Source organism: Vibrio agarivorans (assembly GCF_030409635.1).
In the GTDB taxonomy this organism is placed as follows: domain Bacteria; phylum Pseudomonadota; class Gammaproteobacteria; order Enterobacterales; family Vibrionaceae; genus Vibrio; species Vibrio agarivorans.
The window spans coordinates 1-19,570 of record NZ_JAUFQF010000004.1 but is presented as its reverse complement, the minus strand read 5'-3'; the positions used below and the strand labels follow the sequence as shown (position 1 = coordinate 19,570).

At 46.0% G+C, this 19,570-nt stretch carries 19 protein-coding genes and 1 pseudogene; 10 read left to right on the top strand and 10 right to left on the bottom strand.

The annotated features are described in order from the left end of the window. The first annotated feature begins 94 nt into the window (after positions 1–94). Positions 95–643: an NAD(P)H nitroreductase gene (locus QWZ05_RS08485; RefSeq protein ID WP_290297944.1), complete on the top strand. Its 549-nt coding sequence runs from the start codon at positions 95–97 to the stop codon at positions 641–643. 149 nt (positions 644–792) lie between these two features. On the opposite strand, the gene QWZ05_RS08480 is transcribed toward QWZ05_RS08485, so the two are convergent. Next, positions 793–1,677 (bottom strand): LysR family transcriptional regulator, encoded by an 885-nt coding sequence (locus QWZ05_RS08480; RefSeq protein ID WP_264875109.1) that lies wholly within the window; start codon positions 1,675–1,677, stop codon positions 793–795. Positions 1,678–1,978: 301 nt separating this feature from the next. Between QWZ05_RS08480 and QWZ05_RS08475 the strand changes: the two genes are divergently transcribed. The 8 genes from QWZ05_RS08475 (at position 1,979) to QWZ05_RS08440 (ending at position 8,146) form a co-directional block, all read left to right on the top strand. Continuing rightward, positions 1,979–3,094 (top strand): response regulator, encoded by a 1,116-nt coding sequence (locus QWZ05_RS08475; protein ID WP_290297941.1) that lies wholly within the window; start codon positions 1,979–1,981, stop codon positions 3,092–3,094. A gap of 129 nt (positions 3,095–3,223) precedes the next feature. Next, the gene (locus QWZ05_RS08470; protein ID WP_264875111.1) at positions 3,224–3,352 is read left to right on the top strand and encodes a hypothetical protein; all 129 of its coding nucleotides are present in this window, start codon (positions 3,224–3,226) and stop codon (positions 3,350–3,352) included. A gap of 114 nt (positions 3,353–3,466) precedes the next feature. Then, positions 3,467–3,844, top strand: coding sequence for a YbaN family protein (locus tag QWZ05_RS08465; protein WP_289961712.1), 378 nt, complete (start codon positions 3,467–3,469; stop codon positions 3,842–3,844). Positions 3,845–3,994: 150 nt separating this feature from the next. Then, positions 3,995–4,540 (top strand): adenine phosphoribosyltransferase, encoded by a 546-nt coding sequence (gene apt / locus QWZ05_RS08460; RefSeq protein WP_290297938.1) that lies wholly within the window; start codon positions 3,995–3,997, stop codon positions 4,538–4,540. Positions 4,541–4,543: 3 nt separating this feature from the next. Beyond that, positions 4,544–6,631 carry a DNA polymerase III subunit gamma/tau gene (gene dnaX, locus QWZ05_RS08455; RefSeq protein ID WP_290297936.1) on the top strand — a complete coding sequence of 696 codons (2,088 nt, stop codon included), beginning with the start codon at positions 4,544–4,546 and terminating at the stop codon, positions 6,629–6,631. A 69-nt stretch (positions 6,632–6,700) separates the two neighbouring features. Beyond that, positions 6,701–7,030 carry a YbaB/EbfC family nucleoid-associated protein gene (locus QWZ05_RS08450; RefSeq protein WP_164648724.1) on the top strand — a complete coding sequence of 110 codons (330 nt, stop codon included), beginning with the start codon at positions 6,701–6,703 and terminating at the stop codon, positions 7,028–7,030. Between the two features lie 12 nt (positions 7,031–7,042). Next, entirely contained in the window at positions 7,043–7,642 is a 600-nt protein-coding gene (gene recR, locus QWZ05_RS08445; RefSeq protein ID WP_264875114.1) for a recombination mediator RecR, read from the top strand. Between the two features lie 213 nt (positions 7,643–7,855). Continuing rightward, positions 7,856–8,146 (top strand): putative quinol monooxygenase, encoded by a 291-nt coding sequence (locus QWZ05_RS08440; RefSeq protein WP_290297933.1) that lies wholly within the window; start codon positions 7,856–7,858, stop codon positions 8,144–8,146. Positions 8,147–8,306: 160 nt separating this feature from the next. Here QWZ05_RS08440 and QWZ05_RS08435 read toward each other — a convergent pair. Beyond that, a pseudogene (locus QWZ05_RS08435) lies at positions 8,307–8,978 on the bottom strand (efflux RND transporter periplasmic adaptor subunit); the annotation flags it as partial. Between QWZ05_RS08435 and QWZ05_RS08430 the strand changes: the two are divergent. Then, positions 8,865–9,506, top strand: a complete 642-nt coding sequence (locus QWZ05_RS08430; protein ID WP_353958881.1) for a LysR substrate-binding domain-containing protein — start codon at positions 8,865–8,867, stop codon at positions 9,504–9,506. The pseudogene QWZ05_RS08435 and the gene QWZ05_RS08430 overlap by 114 nt on opposite strands. A 5-nt stretch (positions 9,507–9,511) precedes the next feature. Here QWZ05_RS08430 and QWZ05_RS08425 read toward each other — a convergent pair whose 3' ends face one another. The 8 genes from QWZ05_RS08425 to gmtY form a co-directional block, all read right to left on the bottom strand. After that, entirely contained in the window at positions 9,512–10,516 is a 1,005-nt protein-coding gene (locus QWZ05_RS08425) for a substrate-binding domain-containing protein (protein ID WP_264875117.1), read from the bottom strand. 271 nt (positions 10,517–10,787) lie between these two features. After that, the gene (locus tag QWZ05_RS08420) at positions 10,788–11,333 is read right to left on the bottom strand and encodes a hypothetical protein (RefSeq protein WP_290295800.1); all 546 of its coding nucleotides are present in this window, start codon (positions 11,331–11,333) and stop codon (positions 10,788–10,790) included. Continuing rightward, positions 11,315–11,968 (bottom strand): AbiV family abortive infection protein, encoded by a 654-nt coding sequence (locus tag QWZ05_RS08415; RefSeq protein ID WP_290295798.1) that lies wholly within the window; start codon positions 11,966–11,968, stop codon positions 11,315–11,317. The genes QWZ05_RS08420 and QWZ05_RS08415 overlap by 19 nt, the downstream gene beginning before the upstream one ends. An 82-nt stretch (positions 11,969–12,050) precedes the next feature. After that, on the bottom strand, positions 12,051–14,219 hold the full coding sequence (locus tag QWZ05_RS08410) for an AAA family ATPase (protein ID WP_290295796.1): 2,169 nt from the start codon (positions 14,217–14,219) through the stop codon (positions 12,051–12,053). Beyond that, on the bottom strand, positions 14,216–14,653 hold the full coding sequence (locus tag QWZ05_RS08405; RefSeq protein ID WP_290295794.1) for a VPA1267 family protein: 438 nt from the start codon (positions 14,651–14,653) through the stop codon (positions 14,216–14,218). The genes QWZ05_RS08410 and QWZ05_RS08405 overlap by 4 nt, the downstream gene beginning before the upstream one ends. Next, the gene (gene gmtX / locus QWZ05_RS08400) at positions 14,653–15,330 is read right to left on the bottom strand and encodes a gamma-mobile-trio protein GmtX (RefSeq protein ID WP_290295792.1); all 678 of its coding nucleotides are present in this window, start codon (positions 15,328–15,330) and stop codon (positions 14,653–14,655) included. The genes QWZ05_RS08405 and gmtX overlap by 1 nt, the downstream gene beginning before the upstream one ends. Further along, positions 15,330–17,987 carry a gamma-mobile-trio integrase GmtZ gene (gene gmtZ, locus QWZ05_RS08395; RefSeq protein WP_290297067.1) on the bottom strand — a complete coding sequence of 886 codons (2,658 nt, stop codon included), beginning with the start codon at positions 17,985–17,987 and terminating at the stop codon, positions 15,330–15,332. Before gmtZ ends, gmtX begins: the two co-directional genes overlap by 1 nt. Further along, entirely contained in the window at positions 17,987–19,444 is a 1,458-nt protein-coding gene (gene gmtY, locus QWZ05_RS08390; protein ID WP_290295786.1) for a gamma-mobile-trio recombinase GmtY, read from the bottom strand. Before gmtY ends, gmtZ begins: the two co-directional genes overlap by 1 nt. Positions 19,445–19,570 lie beyond the last annotated feature (126 nt).

The window sequence follows — 19,570 nt, the reverse complement described above, 5'->3', positions numbered from 1 at the left end:
CAACCAAGACCTAAAGGTGAGCTGCGGCTCGCCTTTTTGCTATATGAGAGTTATTATCAATAATAGTAAAGCAGTAAAAACAAGGGAATAAGGTATGGACGCACTCGAACTATTACTCAATCGACGTTCTATCGCAAAGCTTTCCGCGCCCGCTCCGGAAGGGGCTGCGTTGGAAAACATCATTCAAGCGGGGCTGAGAGCACCCGATCATGGCAACCTTCAGCCTTGGCGATTTGTGATTGCACAAGGAGAGGGGCTGGGCAAGCTGTCTAATATTCTGTTGGCTGCGGCTGAAGCAGAAGACAGTGAACAAGCGGTATTGGATAAAGTGAAGAATGCGCCATTTCGGGCGCCGATGGTGATCACCGTGATTGCGAAAGTGGCCGAGCACGAAAAAGTTCCCGCTTTTGAGCAACACTTATCTGCAGGGTGTGCAGTGCAAGCGATGCAGATGGCAGCGGTGGCGCAAGGGTTTCAGGGGTTTTGGCGATCGGGTAAATGGATGTTCCACCCAAGCGTGCGTAAGGCGTTTGGCCTTGAAGGTGAAGACCAAATTGTCGGCTTCCTGTATCTGGGCACACCGGGGTGTCAGCCGATGAAAGCGCCACAGCGCAATCTATCTGATTTTGTTGAGTTCTTATAACGATTTACGACGTGGTTGCATCACCACCTGATAGAATCAAAGGTGATTTCTCAAAGGGCAACTTATCGCAAGTCGTCCTTTTTGATCGTCAAACAATAATCTAGTGCCAAATAGAGAGCGCTACCTAAAGGTAGCGCTCGTGTAGGAAGCTAGTGCTTGTGTGACTCGATATACGCGATAACAAAGTCGATAAACAGGCGAACTTTTTCTGGCAGGTGATCTTTATGGTTATAAAGCATAAAGATATCTCTAGGGTTAGCATGCCAATCGGTTAACACACGAACCAGCTCTCCGCTTTGAATGTATTCATTCAACATCACATCTGGCATGAGCGTGATACCCAAACCGTCAGAACATGCGCGTCTTACCGTATCGAGAGAGTCGGCTTCAAAGCGTCCTTTATCTAGGTTTACTACCACTTCACCAGAGCTATTAGTCAGTTGCCACTTTAACAACGGATGGCCTTTCAGAAGCGAGTGCTCGGTTAAGTCTTCTGCATGGCAAGGAGCCTGTTTCTTCGCTAAATAAGTCGGGCTTGCCACAAGAATATCTTCGACAGAACCGACTTTACGCGCGATTAAACTTGAATCACGCAGTGAGCCGACACGGAAGATCACGTCCCACTCCGTAGGATCTAGCTGATCAAAGTGGTTGGTTGTCATTAACTCAATATTGATCTCTGGGTATTGCAGCATAAATGCGTTAAATACTGGCATGATCATACGTTTAGTCAGGTTTGATGGTGCGGCTATCTTGATACGGCCAGCCGCTCCACGACAAGAGTCAGAAAGTAGTTCTGCTGTGCTCGAAAGAGTTTTGAGTAGAGGTGAGCACTCTTGGTAAAAACGTTCGCCCGCTTCGGTTAAAGATAATTTGCGTGCGTGGCGATTGAGTAAACGCAAATTCAGTGACTCTTCTAGTGCTTGAATACGTCGCGTGATGGTCGCAACGGGAATCATTGTCTTGCGTGACGTTGAGGTGTAGCTCCCATTTTCAACAACCAGTCGAAAAAGGTTTAAGTCATCTAGTTTCATATAATATGAGACGCAATAGTGGTCGATTGAGTTAAATGTATAGTGAGATAGTGATTAACAGCTTGAGTTGTGTCAACTAAATGTGCAAAACGTGATGTAAGTCCGGCACAAGATGAAGTGCTTTACCGGCAGTCGTACCTTGCTCAGTGCTCTATTTCTGACTACTTTAAATAGAGTGGTTATTTATTATTTATTTCCTAAAATATAGCTCCCCGCTATTTTCACACATACCAATAACTCTATTTCGGGAGAGCTAAGAGATTGTAGTAGACGGAAGATGCGTCAGTAGTGAGGTCGATTAATGTTAAACACTCACCCTAGTGTGAGTCCACAATCCGCGAATGAACCTGCCCCAAAAAAGATAATTATGCTGGTAGATGATGACCCGATATTTCGTCAGGTCACTAAGCAGTTTTTGGTCGTAAAAGGCTATGAGGTTATCGAGGCAGAAAATGGATTGGATGGACTGCAAAAGTTAAACGGGTCTGAGCCAGATTTAATTCTGTGCGACCTTTCCATGCCAATTTTAGATGGTATTGAGTTTGTTGAGGAAGTCAGTCAGCAATACCCATCCATGCCTGTCATTGTTGTGTCTGCCACCGATGAAATGTCGGATGTTGCGAAGGCACTGCGTTTTGGTATTAAAGATTTCTTGCCAAAACCTATCGGAAACTATCAACACCTAAGTGATGCCGTTGAAACTATTATTGATGAAAGCGATTCAATCAACGCAGACGGTAAAGATTTTTCGACCCAGTGGTATCGGGTTGATGGAGGAGGTGAGCTGCCTGAAGAACAAGAACTTCATTGGCACTTAGAATACTTACAACAAAACCCCGCAGCGGCCAAGGATTTGCTGCACGCTTTACTACCAGAAAAAGACACGGTACAGGGGAACTGGCGCTGCAACTATCGCCTGCTCCAATCAACGGAAGCCATGCCGTTGGTGTTTGATTATGCTTGGTTGATGAACGGACAATTCATTTTCTATATCGTTGACTCTGGCAATGAGGATTTCGAGAGCGATCACTCTGCAAGTGTTGCGACCACCATTCTCGTTCGTGCACTATTCCATGATTATTTACGCCATTTGAAAAACTTTAGCGCTGATCTAAAAGATATGATGGGAGTCATAGAGCGCGGTATTGAGTGTTCTGAAGGGACAGGTGCGGTTCCTGCACTGTTTGGTATTGCCGATCTGCCGAGTGGCACTGTCGATATCTTACCTGCCGGGCTTGGCTGCCGCTGGGCGAGCGAAGATTACACCCAAACCATCCATGAGGGAGAGCGCCTTGGCGGACAGTCGCTGAAAAACTTTATTACGCGTGATCTTCCGATTAATCAGGCGGGAAAGCTGACGTTGTCGATTACCGGCACAACGAGCTTTAGTCTCGATATACGGCAACGTGAGCCATAAGGTATGAAACGACTATTTACTCGCTTGTTGACCAAGTTCTCAAGCGAGTAATATCCTTAGTTTTCTTCGGTTTTTGTCCCTCTTCTGTTTGGTTATAGTGCGCCTGTTAAAAACACAAGGAGCACTCTCATGGCAGAGACGGATTTTAAAGAGCCATACAACGTATTTTATTTCTTGGGCTTTGTTGTCGCCCTGTTGATTCCAACCTTGCCGGCCACGTTGACTTGGTTGTCTGTGTTGCAAAACATGAACGGCTAAGCAATTTCGCTTGCAGGTTATGATGAGCCACTTTACTTTAAACGCATTGTCTTAGTTGCTTTTAAATTAAAGTGGCTTTTTGCTGAGGAAAAACAAATTCGTAAGATTAAACAATTGCTATGGAATCTCGCAGGTAGTTTGTGCCTGCTGCTTGGTGCTTTAGGTGTTTTTCTTCCATTGTTGCCCACTACCCCATTTATCTTATTAGCAAGCGCCTGCTTTATGCGAGGTAGCGATAGGATTCATCGCTGGCTACATCAGCACCCAACTTTTGGGCCTATTCTTGATAACTGGCATCAACATCGTGCCGTGACGCGCAAAGTGAAGCAGCGCGGAGCCGTGTTGATCGTACTCAGTTTTTGTTTTTCTATCATCGTCGTGCCGAAGGTGTGGTTAAAGGTTATGCTGTTAGTCTTTATGTGCACACTTCTTTCGTGGTTTCTTCGTCTACCCGTGATGGAGTCGGTTGCTCAGAACCGAGAAAATAACTAAGATGTCAGGCTGATATTGGCGATGCCAATATTGAACAATATTCGGCATGGGATTGCCCCTGCTATGCTTATACCAACCTAAATAGTGCATCTGAATATGCATTATCCAGATTGGTATGAAAACCTTTAGGCCACAATGAAAAGTAGCACTATGAGCACTGATACTATCTCTCTTATCCAATCAAGCATCAAAAGCATTCCAGACTACCCAAAACCAGGCATCCTTTTTCGTGATGTTACCAGCCTGCTAGAAGACGCAGCGGCATATCAAGCCACTATCGGCTTACTGGTTGATAAATACAAAGACATGGGCTTTACCAAAGTCGTAGGTACAGAAGCACGTGGTTTCCTTTTTGGCGCCCCTTTGGCTCTCGAGCTTGGTGTTGGCTTTGTTCCTGTCCGTAAGCCTGGCAAACTGCCACGCAAAACGATTGGCCAATCCTATGAGCTCGAGTACGGCACTGACACCTTAGAGATCCACGTTGATGCGATCACAGAAGGCGATAAAGTATTAATGGTTGATGATCTTCTAGCAACTGGCGGTACGATTGAAGCAACAACTAAGCTTATTCGTCAACTTGGCGGTAACGTCGAGCACGCGGCATTCGTTATTAACCTACCAGAGATTGGTGGTGATAAGCGTCTTGAAGCGATGGGCTTGAACGTTTACAGCATCTGTGAGTTCGACGGTCATTAATCAATGAGTTATCTAGCACTTGCCCGAAAGTGGCGTCCTAAAGCATTTAATCAAGTCGTTGGTCAGGCTCATGTCCTGACGGCGCTTGAAAATGCGTTGGAGCAAAATCGTCTCCACCATGCGTATCTATTTTCTGGAACACGCGGTGTGGGTAAAACCACGATTGGCCGCTTGTTCGCGAAAGGTCTTAATTGTGAAACCGGCATCACGAGCAAGCCATGTGGGCAGTGTGATAGCTGTATGGAAATCGACCAAGGTCGCCATGTTGACCTCCTTGAGATTGACGCGGCATCGCGTACTAAAGTCGAAGACACGCGTGAGCTGCTAGATAACGTTCAATACAAACCAGCGCGTGGTCGCTTTAAGATCTATCTTATCGATGAAGTTCACATGCTCTCACGTCACAGCTTTAATGCGCTGTTGAAAACGCTAGAAGAGCCACCTGAATATGTGAAGTTCTTGCTCGCCACCACTGATCCTCAGAAGCTTCCAGTCACTATTTTGTCGCGTTGCCTGCAGTTCCACTTGAAGCCGATTTCAGTGGATACCATTCATGAGCAACTGGACACCGTACTGGCAAAAGAGTCAGTCATTTCAGAGGCTCGTGCTCTGGGAATGATTGCTCATGCCGCTGACGGCAGTATGCGTGATGCACTGAGTTTGACAGACCAAGCGATTGCGCTGGGCAATGGCTCTGTGAGTACGGATACCGTCTCTCATATGCTCGGCACTCTGGACACTGACCAAGCGCTGCATATCCTGCAAGCGATCGCCACTAAGCAGCCTCAAGCAGTGATGGATTGCGTTCAGTCGCTCGCTGCCAACGGTGTCGAGTGGGACAACTTGTTGCAAGAGTTAGCGAATCAGCTTCATCGCATTGCTATGTATCAAGCGCTGCCTTCAACGCTTGATAAGACGCAGCCAGATGCAGAAAAGTTGACTCTGCTTGCACAACAGTTAACGGCTCAAGATACGCAACTGTTTTATGAAATTGCGCTAAAAGGGCGTCAAGATCTGCCATTTTCGCCTAATGAGCGTACTGGTTTAGAAATGACATTGCTGCGTATGTTGGCGTTTCGCCCAGCACAGCAGTCAGTGGTTAATGCGATATCGACACAAGTGGTTGCACAACCACAAGCGAACGTGCAACCTGCGCCAGCTCAGCCAATGCAAGCAGCTGCACCATCAGAGGCACAACCACCGATGATGGGAGAGCCGCCAATGATGGCGCCTGAGCCTTATTATGACCCAATGCCAGAACAGTATATGGATCAGGGCGCGCCTGCGGTGCCACCACAGTCTAGTCACGCACCAGTGCAACCGCAGCAAACTCAATCGCAACAAGCTCAACCACCACAAGCAGCGGCATCACAGCCTTCTGCTGGCTCGTCGATTGGTGGGCTTCGTCATCAGTTGCGTTCAAGACGTGGCGCTAACGCAGGTGATAAAGGGTCTTCTGGAAAAAAGTCTAGTGCGGCATCTGGGCAACGCGAGTCGGTTATCGAACGCGTTGCGAAGAAGCAGTTAAATGCGCCTCAGGTGTCGCGAACTCAGACAGAGACAAACGTGGCACCTAAGCCAGACGAGCCGTATCAATGGACACCGATGAATCCGGTTGTCGAGAAGGTTGATAAGGAGCTGACGCCCACTCAAATCAAGCAATCACTTGAGCATGAAAAAACACCAGAGATGGTGGAAAAGCTGCTCAATGAATCGATAGCGCAGAGTGAATGGGCAGAGCTGATCAGTCGTTTGGATATTCCGAAGCTGGTGGAGCAGCTCGCATTGAACTCCTATTTCCAGCAGCAGGGTGATGAGATTCAGCTAATGTTGCGCCCGTCTCAAGCGCACTTGAACAAAGATAAAGCGCAAACAGAGCTCTCTGATGCGCTGAATAAAGCACTAGGTAGCCCTCATTCGTTATCGATAATGATTGGTGAAGAGGGGCAAACCCCGCTAGAGTTACGAGAGCAGCTTTATCAAGCTCGCTTGCAGCAAGCATTTACAAGCTTAAATCAAGACAAACATGTCCAGTTTATGCTTAACCGATTTGACGCAGTTTTAGACGAATACAGCGTTAGACCGATTTGACCTTTGGGGTTGAAAATCTTAGTTTTCGACCCCATGTAATGAAAAACTAATCCAACCAGAGAGTACACAATGTTTGGTAAAGGCGGTATGGGCAACCTAATGAAGCAAGCCCAGCAAATGCAAGATCGCATGCAAAAGCTTCAAGAAGAAATCGCGAACATGGAAGTGACTGGCGAAGCTGGTGCTGGCCTTGTTAAAGTGACTATCACAGGTAGCCACAGCACTCGTCGTGTAGAAATCGATGAAAGCCTAATGGAAGATGACAAAGAGATGCTAGAAGACTTGATCGCAGCTGCGTTCAATGATGCAGCTCGTCGTGTTGAAGAGACTCAAAAAGAGAAAATGGCATCAGTGACTGGCGGTATGCAACTACCACCAGGCATGAAAATGCCTTTCTAATTAGGGTTTACAATGCGAACCAGTTCTATGCTGGAACATTTGATGGAGGCCTTGCGTTGTCTACCTGGGGTGGGTCCCAAGTCGGCACAGCGCATGGCCTTTCATTTGTTACAGCGCGACCGTCAAGGCGGTTTGCAGCTTGCTGATGCGCTTTCTCAGGCGATGACAGAGATTGGTCACTGCCAAGAGTGCCGTACTTTTACGGAACAAGAAACGTGTCATATCTGCACGAACCCTAAGCGTCAAGAGAATGGCTTGATGTGTGTGGTGGAAAGTCCAGCAGATATCGCAGCGGTTGAAGCGACCGGGCAATACTCGGGTCGTTATTTTGTCCTTATGGGGCACTTGTCTCCACTTGATGGTATTGGCCCGAGCGACATTGGTTTGGATATACTCGACTTTCGTTTACGACGTGGCGATATCTCCGAGGTGATTCTGGCGACCAACCCAACGGTAGAGGGGGAGGCGACAGCACACTACATTGCTGAACTATGCAAAGAGCATGGTGTCTCAGCGAGTCGAATTGCACACGGCGTGCCAGTCGGTGGTGAGTTAGACCTGGTGGATGGCACGACGCTATCTCACTCAATTCTTGGTCGACACCAGCTTTAAATGACAAGATTGTAGAAATCTTAGAAACCGCATTTCAATTCGAGATGCGGTTTTTTCTTGTCGGTAGCATAATTATTGAGTTTATTGTCAAAAATTATTTGAGTATGTCTCTTTTATTCTAAGGTTTATCCCACACGGTTTAGCATCTATTCTTTATCTCGAATTACAGACAAACACGGCGACAGCAAGTTGCCAACGAGTGAGGAAATCATCATGACTAAGCTAACTATTGTTGCAAACATTATCGCGAAAGAAGACAAAATCGAATTGGTAAAAGCAGAGCTATTGAAGCTGATTGACGTGACCCGTGCGGAAGAAGGTTGCATCAACTACGACCTACACCAAGATAATGAAAACCCAGCCCACTTCATGTTTTATGAGAACTGGACATCACGTGAATTATGGCAACAACACATGGGTAATCAACACCTAGCAGATTACATGGCAGCAACGGAAGGCGCAGTCGATGAGTTTATTCTGAACGAAATGACACACATCGCTTAGAACGCTGAAACAAAGAAGATTTAAGGGATAGATTGAAGCGCATTGGAGACCTGTTTGTGAAAACGGTCTGCAATGCGCTTTTTCGTAAAAAGAGGCAGCACCACATGAATAAAGTTCGAGGGGGCTGTGATGTCGCCTTAATTGCCGAGGAGCAAAAAACTTACATCGCGTTTAGATAAGACTTATAGGAGTGCAACCTTACGGTGGCAGCCCCAATCACATCAATAAAACCAAAGGCTGGGTGAGGCTTGTTGGCGGTTATCCAAGCAGAACCCGTCGCACCAATTGGAATCACTTTATCTTCAGGCTCAAATATTTCTAGGATCACGGTCCGGCCATGTGCACTGGTATTAGCGCCTACATGCTGGCGTACACTTTGTGGTCCTTGAATAGGAGAGATAGATGATTCGCCTGTACCGGCAGTAATACTGTGAACACGCGCTCTGAAGACCTCGCCAGGATAGGCATCGACATAAAACTCTGCAAATTGTCCTTTTTCAACATAACGATAGGTTTGATCTGGAATACGCATCTCCATGAACTTGCGTGACGTATCATAGATATGCATATTGCCCATACGGCTACTATTGGCCACGTTTACAATAGAGATTTGGCCATCATAGGGGGCTCGAATGGTTTTGCGCTCTTGCTCGAAAAGCGCTTTATCGAGGTCGGCATGCAGAGAATCCAGAGTAGCTTTGGCGATGCTTAGCTGTGAGTGGTAGCTTTCTACATCACGACCTTTAAAGATCTCTGGCGATGTTTTAGCGCGTTTCAAATCACGCGTCATTTGAGCGATCGACTCTTGCTGTTGGACAATCGCTGCACGAATCATGACGTGACCAATGCCCTTCGTTCACAGCAGAGTGACTTGATCGTTGAGGTTTATGCAGATCAATGTCCTCAGTTACGATCCAAGGTACTAATGAGTGATAGTGTCGGCGTTGTGTGTCGGCAAGATCATCCACGTTTGAAGGGCAATACCATTTCGCGTGAGCAGTATCTTAATGAAAAGTACGTGGCGCACTCTCAAGTCGACAGCAATACCGGATATCTCACTGGACGCGGCTTAAAAGAAAATGAACTCTTGGCCCAGCGTCAAATCGTATGGCAGGCGAGCAGTAATATGGAAGCATTGCCCATCATTGAAAACACGGATTATATTGGCCTATTGCCGAGAAAGCTGATTAAAGACTATGCAGGACAATACAGGGTAAAGCTTCTCGACACAGACTTCTTGCTAGAGCCAGTAAAAGTAGGCATGTTTTGGCACTCATCGAGAACCAACGACCCAAGTCATCGTTGGTTCCGCGAAGTTATGACGCGTGCAGTGCGTGCTTATGAAGATAAAAAACAGTAGTTAGACTATTTAGGACGGGCGACAGATGCGCGGCGCACGAGGGTCGGCATAAAGAGTTTGTGCTCATCAGGCACATAGCCAGTATCGCTGGCGAGTTTGAGAGAGAGCTTCACCGCCTCGTTCGCCATCACTTGAATCGGGTATCTCACTGTAGTAAGGCGTGGGTAAATAAAACGGGCAATATGTCCGTCATCAAAACCAATCACCGACATGTCATCAGGGATGTGATAGCCATTCTCTTGCAACAGTGCCAAGCAACCCGCCGCCATGTAGTCGTTATAAGCAGCAACGGCAGTAATAGGGGTGTTCTTGGCCAATAGATTCACCATGCATTGTTCACCACCCATTTCATCAGGCTCTCCATATTCAATATACTCGTCGCGGTATTCGATACCATGCGTGGCGAGTGCATCAAGATAGCCCCGTTTTCGGTCATGGGCATCATCAATATTGTGGCTAGAGCAAAGGTAGCCAATTTGCCTGTGACCATTGCGGATGAGGTGCTCTGTGGCCATATATGAACCACGATAGTTATCCAAAGCCACGCAACGGCTTGCGATATCATCAACCACGCGATTGATTAACACTAACCCCGGTATCTCTTTGGCAAAGGAGACTAACTCTTGGTCATCTAAGCCTTTGCTATGAATCACCAATGAATCACAACGACTGTTGATCAGCAGATTAATCGCATTGCGTTCTTTGTCTGGGTCGTGATAACCGCTGCCGATGAGGAGTTGTTTTTCTTGCTCGCTCGCAATGGTATCAATTGCTTTGATCATGGTGCCAAAGAACGGTGCGCTCGCATCGTTGACTAACACGCCAATGGCGTTAGTGGTTTTATTGACTAGGGCCCGAGCGTTAGCATTTGGACGATAGCCCAGTTTCGCCATAGCTTGTTGAACTGCGTCTAGTGCTGCTTGACTGGTGTTGGGTGAGTTATTGATCACACGAGAAGCAGTGGCAATAGACACTCCGGCTTCTTTTGCTACGTCTTTGATAGTGGCCATGAAAATCCCTAGTAAGTGTTCGATTACATTTAACAATGGTCGACCAAAGATGACAAGCCACTTACCAGTTTTTGTGGTGAATCTAAATGAAAAATCCCCAAGCCCCCCGGAGTATACAGTAAAAATCGTGTCTATTTGCGAGTGAGTGAGTGGAAGACCATTACTGACAATGCTCTTCCCATAGGTGACAAACGTACACACTATGTATAATAGTGTGTACGCACTTCAATCCCTCAAGGATTAAAGAGCCGATAACATTTCACACTTTCTATTAATCTGTGGTGACTGAATAGTCACCTTTCCCCTCGTTGTAATCATAATGAATCTCAGTAGGGTAATCTTCAGATGCAATTTCAAGTATTTCGATAATGGTAGTAACTGGGATTTTATATACATATTTATGGCGCTCAAAATCAGAGCAAGTATAGACGCCTCCCCAGTTGCGATCTTTATCTCTGTAGGCATACAAAGCACTGCCATGTACTAATTGGTTTGCAATAAACTGGACTGTCTTTGTAAGCTTATCTTCTTTAGATAGGTCATACAGTTCATCAATGTCCCAGAAGTTCAAGCTATTGACAGGTTTGATACATTTAGAACCGTAGACATTAAATTGTTTACTCGTTGTGCGCGAGGAAAGCTTATTTGCTTCAGTAAGCTTTCGAACCATAAATAACGATATAATTACATCTTTTTCGAAGTTGACTTGCCGCTTCTCGGTATATCTTAGCGGTTTAGAAACGGGTTTAAACCTTCTGGCATAAGCAGCTAAGTCTTCCTTCCAGTAACGAGACTCAATCACAATTTCTTCTTCCACTCCTCATACCAACGCTTACCCTTCAAGCCACTCTCAAACGGCCATGCCAAAACTCTATCGAACAAGGGGCCTTGCGTTATCAAATCCATATCAGGAATATCCCAATACATGTCATTTAGAGCAATTTTCTCATTTATATCCCTAAACTCACCAACCATAAGTGAAATAAATTGCTTTGCATCATTCTCAGAGGTCACTTTTATAGGTATAGACACTCTGCTATCAACATCGACTTTACCTTTAATCCTGCTTAAGCCAACGTAAGTTGCCTTTTGCTTCTTTACTTCAATCTCTTTCTCTTCAATCTTCTTTACAAACTTCGGTGAAAACTCAAATAAATCACGACTTATAAAATGAGTTTGCTTTTTGGGGTGATTGAAAAGTAACTTTAACCACTGTTGTTCAATGTCTTCAGGCATGAACCCTTCATTCGTTAGTGCTGTGTAATAATAGTGTTCAACCCAACTAGCTTTTGAAAACTCTTCCAGTGAAAGTACCGCTAACTGAAAACTGGATGGATATGAACCATGTTCGAATAGTAATATTGAGTCATTTAAGAGTCTGAGAGCATTGTGTAAAGACTCTACCGCTATTTTCTCAAACTTGTACTTGCTCAATCCGTCTAATTTTTCCATTGATAACTTTAGTTCCCCTAAATATTAAGCCATTATGTACAAGACCAGAATTGCAGTAAACGCAAGTCTGCACAATAAAACTTCAGCATTGTAATAGTTCTTTCAGGTAGCTATTCCGCTTATGAGAGTGACTAGGTGCCTTGGTGATCTGCTTCATGTCATCACTACTACCAACGATATGGATTTCACTTTCCGCTCTAGTGATTGCCGTATAGAACCATGCTCTATCCACTATTCTTCCGTTTTGCAGAGCGATGATGATGCGTGGAAACTGTGATCCTTGAGCTTTATGTAGAGTGATTGCGTAACCCAACTCCATGCAGTCGAGAACGGATTGTGTTATCTCGACCTTTTCACCTGTATCTAGCGTCACTTCACCATAACTGTCACCAGAAGGTTTGGTACTGGTTAGTGTGCCAAGTGAGCCGTTCTGAATGCCTTTATCGTAATGATTCTGCGTGAATAACACCGCATCATTGAGGCTAAGTGGCAGAAAGAACTTGTTACCATTGATTTCGAACTCAAGGCTGGCGCTATCTGGGTTAACGGCTTGCTGGGTGAGCTTATTGATTTCTGATACGAGTGCCTTGGTTGGAGCCATGACACGACTGCTATCAGGGAACTCTTGATAAAGCTCGCAACAGACTTTGGCAATGTCTGTTTTACTGGTTTCGTGAAAGTGTATTGCACCTGAGCTTAATTGTTCAGGCATCACTCCTTGATTGATGAGTTTTGAGTATTCGGGGATACCCGTTGAACCTTCTTGCCGTTTGACGATATCCAGCATCGTATTCGCCACCGTTTTTGCTTCAACGATGTCTTCCAATACCTTGCCACAACCTATTGGTGGGAGTTGGTCAGGGTCGCCACTGAATATCAATCGTACAGAGGGGTGAATGTGATTTACTAGGCGATACATAGTTGGCAGGTCAATCATGCTCGCTTCATCAATCACTAATAGATGATTTGTTTTCTCGACACTGGGTTCAATAGGTTCTTCACGCAGCAATTTGGCAATGGTTGAGGTAACAAAACCGATGGACTCATGAAGTCTCATTGCAGCACGACCGCTGAGCGCAACGGCGTGTATTTCAAATCCAAGTTGATGATATGTCCTGAGAGCCGTCCTGAGTACCGTTGTTTTGCCTGTTCCTGCACCACCCGTAATGCAGCTTACCGAATTATCCAGACACGTTGTGACGGCTTCGATTTGTTTAGGGGTTAATTCGTAGGGAAGCTCCGCAGCCGCAGAGCAATACGCAGCATTGGCGTTTTCATCAAACAAGTTATTTCGCTTAATCAGTGTTTTTAAGCGCTTGGCAACAACACTTTCCATCAGAAGTTGCGCTGTTGGATGGTAGGCTCCTGTGTCGGGATTTAAAACATACTGAGCTTTATCATGACCTGATTTGAACGCCTGAGTGACCAGTGTTTTGTCTCTTAATAGCTTGTTGAGGTAAGGGCGCACATTGGCATGAGTGGTATAGGTGTGACCTTTTTCAATCTCCTTGCGAATCGCCATTTCCAGAGCAGCGCTGAGCCTTCTTGGGTCATCCTTCGCAACATCGCTCTTAAAATCCGTTAACTTGATAATGTCTTCAATGGCACTGAACGAAAGACCAAAGCCCATTAAAGCATAAGGATTATCCTTGATAACATCGATGGAGGCTTCACCGTGATGCTTGAGTAGTCGTTGCTGCACACTGGCAGGGATGTTGTACTCGCTCATCCAGTTGCAATGAGCCAGATTTTTATATTTGGCGTACCCCTTAAAGAGCGCTTCCACTGAATCTTCACTCAAAATCGATGTCAGACGCTTTCTGGACTCTGGGGTGTCATTTCTCAGTGTGGCATGGAAGTCTTTACCCAAGAGCTGCCAGAGCGCTCTAGCTTTGCTTTCGCCAATACCCTTGAAGTCACTTTCTCTGGCGATAAATCGTATCAGTTGCTCACCTGTTTCGGGTAAAGTGCATTCAATATGCTTGGGTGATTCATACGTGTGCTGCTGCATTACATAATCACCCATCTCCATATTTTCTATCTGTCGAGCACCTCTGACTGACCAATGCTGACCCAGCGTTGGAAGTACAGGGATGCTATCGGGGTCGGCTTTGATGGTGACGTAATACTTCCCACTATTGGTTTTGTAAGAGTCTTTCGCCAGCGGTACACCGCTGAATATCACCATCTTGGTCGAGTGATAAGGGATACTGGTGACACGCATTTGGTCTTCATGCAAAGCGGTATTCATCGTGGCATCAACCCCATTTCGGATAAGGTTTCAGATAGCTCACCAAAGCGCTCAAGTCGCTTTTCAAGCTCCTTGACCTTGGCTTTCAACTCGATGTTTTCAGCCTCTAATGATGACACCCGCTTTGAATCGAGCAGCTTTCGATTTGCTGTGTTGTCGTAGGCTTGAGGTTTGCCCTCATTCTTCTTGGCAGCGGCGGTCAACGGTGGCAGGACACCTTTACTGCGCAGCTCATCTTCTAAGGCTTTGAGTGCTTTCTTGAGGGCAGGATTTTGGTTTAACGCCGATTTGCCACAACCAATACCCTTTGCCACTTCAATACGGTTAAGCTGACCTCTGAACACGATTTGTTTAAAGTCATCGTCCGTCTGTGTGGCTTTCCAGACCTCAAATGCCTCAAGGTTTTGCTGTGCTTTTTGCTGCCCACTTGCCATTAGTCATCTACCTCACCCAATAGCTTGCGAAGCCCTGTGACAAAGCCTCTAGGGAATACTTCGCTGTTGTATTCCATGTCTTTTACTTGACCCGCCTGAGTAGTTTGCCAGTCGTTCTTTTCCATGCATTCATCAGAAATGACATACGCTAAGGCTTTTTTCTCTGATTCGGTGAGTACGCCTGATAGGGATGGCAGCACTTCGACGCTTGGCTCTGCGGTGGTATCAAACTGGCGCACAGGGCGCTTGTCGATAGTGATATTGGCGTGTTGCTTGAGCAAATTGACCTCTTTGCGGTAGCGGTTACGCTCGGCAATGATTTGACCAAACAAGGCGCGTACCGCAGGGTCTGGGATGCGCTCTAACAGCTTATTATCCGCAGGGATGGATTTAGACCGTGAGGTGTTGGATAGCGGCTTTTTGGTACTGGTATTGCACTTTGCCGCCCACGCTTCGATGAGTGTTCGGTAGTGCTTATTACGGGTAGCACGCAAAGCTTCATACGCCAATCCGCCATTTTCAGCAGACACCCGACCAATTTGCGTGATGGAGAAATCACGCTGACCTGATTCTGCATAGGCTTTCAGCGTGTCATTGAGCTTATCGAGGTTTTGCTGCGTGCGAGGCACTTTGCCTTCTTTTAAGTCAGCCAAAATAACATCAATATCGAGTTCCATTAGTCCTCCAATAAGTTCGGTAGTGCTATGCCATCTAGATTAATGGCTTTATTAGTCAGTGCATGAATACCCTGAGAGAGCAGCTTGTTATCGGTCAGGTATTCTTCCGCTTCGATGTGGTTCGCCACCTTGCGGTAGCCTTCGAGCTTATCGTCAGGGTCAGCAATTTTCGCCATTTGGCGCAGCATGGCATTGGCGGCTATGAGTTGTTGTTTGTCGTCCATTTCCATGAAAATCGGCTCGAAGCCTTTTTTCATTAGCACACGACTGAGTTGCATCGAGCGCTTTTGAATAGCAGGGGTTTTACGCAGTTCGTCCTGTAAATCAGGAAAGAATTCTGCATCATCACAAAGCAGTGATAGATGCAGTAACTCAGAGTCGGTTTCGATAAACTTTAAGGCATGGCTGACATCTTGCTCATAGCCAACCGCAATCAGTTTATCTTTGCTGTCATCTTCATTTCTGGTCTCTTCAACACGAATGATTTTCTGAATAAGTTCAAAGCACGCAATCCAGTCTTTGGCGTATTCATCGGCTTCAACTTGCTGCTTTTCATAGCGGCGCTGTAGGGCTTGCAGCTCATAGTGCTTGGTAAACGGTTTGCCTTGCTCTTCACAAAAGAACTGCTCGTCTTTTAGGGCTTCCAGCTCACCTTCAATTTCCACAGATAGGTTCGCAGCCTGATGTGCTTTGTAGCTCAGTTGGTTGAAGTGGGCATTGAGCGCAGGCAGGTATCGAGCTTCGGTAATAAACCAGCGGCAGCGAATACAGTTTTCAGGGCCGTGAGGCACACTGCCGTAAATGCGGTGGGTAGCAGCTTTTACATCATTAATCAACTTACCACCGTTCCAGCAACCACCAAGGGTACTGACTTCATCCGATTTCACGGTGTTACCGCCTACCAGACACATACCGCACGAGCGTTCTTCCCAGCCAACCGGATTACGATTAACCAGTGCCGCCTGAATGCTGTCATCGTTGTGATACACCATCTTGCATTGAATTTGCTCCAATGAGGCATCTTTAAGGAAGTTGCGCACCGATTGTTTGGATTTTGCGTCTAGCTCTCCATGCGCTTCATCCATTTTTTCAGCCATTACTGATGGGGTAATCTTGTTGTAGTAGATGGTCATCAATAGACGCGTATGCCCTGCTAATAGTTTAGAGATTACAGGTAATGGCAGTTGGGTGTCCATCGTATAGGCAGTGATGAGTGAGACTCGCAAGCTGTGCAATGGAAAGCTAGTTTTGTAACGTCGCGACTTAGGTATATCCTCTGGATACTCGGAAACTAACCTCAATCTTCCCCCGCCATCGAGACTATCACCATGTTCAGCCAATTGATTTTCTAGAGCGAAGAGGAGTTGATACCAGAAAGAGTCTAGCGCATCGTCCCTAATGGGTTTAGTTCTATCATCCCCCCTTGCCGAGGCCTCTCTAAATAGAAATGAAATTTCCCCCATACTTTCCAGTTGTGCTTTCGATTTTTTCTTATCAGTGTGCTTGGTAAGTAATGTGGTGCAGTCGGTTGGTTTATCAATTGGGTTGTACTTTTCTTGCCAATTGCGTAATTTCTCTATCCAGTACAATACTTCATTATTTTGCCACGGAATGATGTAACCACGCTCTAGTTCGTCCTTGTTTTGGTCGGCGGTCTTATTGGTATTGATATACAAGCCTGTTGAATACAGCCCTGTCATGGTGTCGTGAATTCGGCGGAATATGCCTTTACTAAATGGGCGCTTTTCACTGCCAAGTGCAAAGTCATTTTTAGTGTTAAGTACCCATTGAGCGTTTTCGTAGCGCCACGTATCGGCTTCACCGCTATCTAGCATCCGCACCTGATAGGTACGCAGTGGCAGATGGAGCTTCATGAAAACCACCATCGCTTTGACGGGTGACCAGATTTGGTGAAGGATGATTTTATTGCCTTTGCGAGTTGTTTTTATAGTACGCCATACACAGTCGGGGTCGGTTTTATCAATCAGTTCTGGTTCAACTTCAAACCAATCGCCATCATTACCTGATAGACGTTGACCTGTCTGCTGTTGCGCCCATGTCCAGTGTTTGAAATTACGATAGTGATAAGTGGGAAGCAGGGTTTCACCTTGCTTGAGGTTTTGTTCAATGACGGTGAGTTCGTCTTTATCAGGTAGCGGACAGAGGATTTGGCGCAAATTATGAATGTAGCGATACGGCAGGGGGGTACGTACAGTTTCTGTTAGTGATTCCTGTCGTTTGATTTTGCTCAGCGGGTTTTCAACCAATGACACTAACTCGCCATTGTCATCCTCTTCAGAAAACACCTTTTGGACAACAAAGTCAATAAAGTCACAGGAGATGTTTACTCCTGATTGGATTACTTTAGGAGAGTTTTGTGTTTCTCTTAACAACGTCTCCAGCTCTTCACTAGAACATTGGTGTCCTCGGTGTCCCTTAAAAAATAATGATATGTCGCCTATCGCATAGCTTGCGCGCTCTCTAATATAGGATTCGAAGAAGCGAGCCAAAGCAAATTGTTTAGTGTCAATCGATGTGGTTTGTGCGGCCATCCACTCGGCTGCCAACTCCTGCCATTGTTGCCACTCAGCACCAAGTGTGGTGAGCATCCAAGAGAAGGATGAATCCGATGAACGTCCGTCATTTTTTCTCGCCATTATTTACCTCTCAATTTAGGATGCTTGCCTGTGAAATAGCCCTGCGGGTCGACGTCATCAAACCCATGCTCAACGAGTGCTTTCCAGTCGAGCGCTTTGACTTTGGATTCAGGGTTTGCCAGTTGCAACGTCGCTTGGGTCAGTTCATCAGAGATTTCCTGCTGGCCTTTGCCTGTGTAGGGGATTTGTGAGTCTAGGGACTTATGGTGCATACAGCGTCGAATTACCAACGGGTTCAATCCTGAACGTTCTAATCGTCTGCCGTAATTATGTCGATGCCCATGTGGATCTAAGCCTTCTGCCTTGCTCGGCTCTAAACCAATGCGCTTCAAGCCGTTGGCGTAGTTATCATGGAAGGCGTTGATGGTGTAAGGGTTGCCGATAGCGCTATGATGAAACGAAATAAACGCATAAGGGTGATGACAGTCGATGCTGGCTCGGTACTTTTGGTAGTTTTTCCAAAGTGACATAAACACTTTGCCATAGTCAGTTGGAAACCATTGAACCTGTATGTAGTTGTCTTTGTGGTCAACCACACGGTTCTTCCAACCAAGATGAGCTGTGCCTTTCATGCGCTGACGAGGGATGCGAGCATATTGCTCCTTTAGATATGCTTCTCTGTTTGGTGTACCAGAACGACTTCGCCAACCATCAGGGGCTTTGCCATCTGTTTCGTTGTAAATTCGAACGATAGCACTATCTGGCTCATAGGGATCTTCAAACACGTCTGTCACCCAAAGCGTTAAAGCTTCACTTTCGCGTAACCCGCCACCGTGCATTAGAAGGAGTATTAACTTGTCCCTGAGTGCCACTCGTGGGTCGCTCGCGCCACCGATGCCATTTATATAAAAATCTTCCCAATGCTTTTCAGGAAAGGCGATGGCGTCATCTTCGGTTTTGGTGAGCGGCGTGCGTCCTTTAATGGTTCGCGCCTTACGGATGGTTTTGTTCACAGTCTTATCTTCGATATGACCAAGGAAATCATTTTGGTTTTTGCGATACCATGCAGCGTAATTCAATCGCTGCTCATGCGGGGTAGCATCACGCAAGGGGTTCATGGACGCAGTACCTTGCTTTTCTGCCAACCAGTCGGTAAATGCCGTCAGTCGATGAATATGCTTATTCACGTTACTGGTTGAACTTGGCACCCAATATAAACCAGAGGGGTCAATCCCATCCTCACCAATGGTTCCTGTATATAAACGTTTAGAGAAGGTCTGGAAGAGTAACTTCGGATCGTCGAACAACCCTCTATTTGCTTCCATATAATCCAACAACAAAGATACCGCTTGAAGAAAGCCATTCATCACTGAATTGCTCACTCCGTCAGCTTCTAATTTGAGTAGGTAATCTGTCACCGTGCTCAACTCGCCTTGCTCAGTTAGCAAGATAGGCAGTTGGCTTTTGATGCCCGTATTGTCCTCTACAATCGTCGCTCTGACTTTTACTGATGACAAGCTATGCTTTCCTTATACACAGTGTACACAATATTTACTATATACCCATATAATTAGTTGTGCAATAAAAAGGCAGATTTCTCTGCCTTAATACACAATATACACCCTTTAATCCACTGTATATAA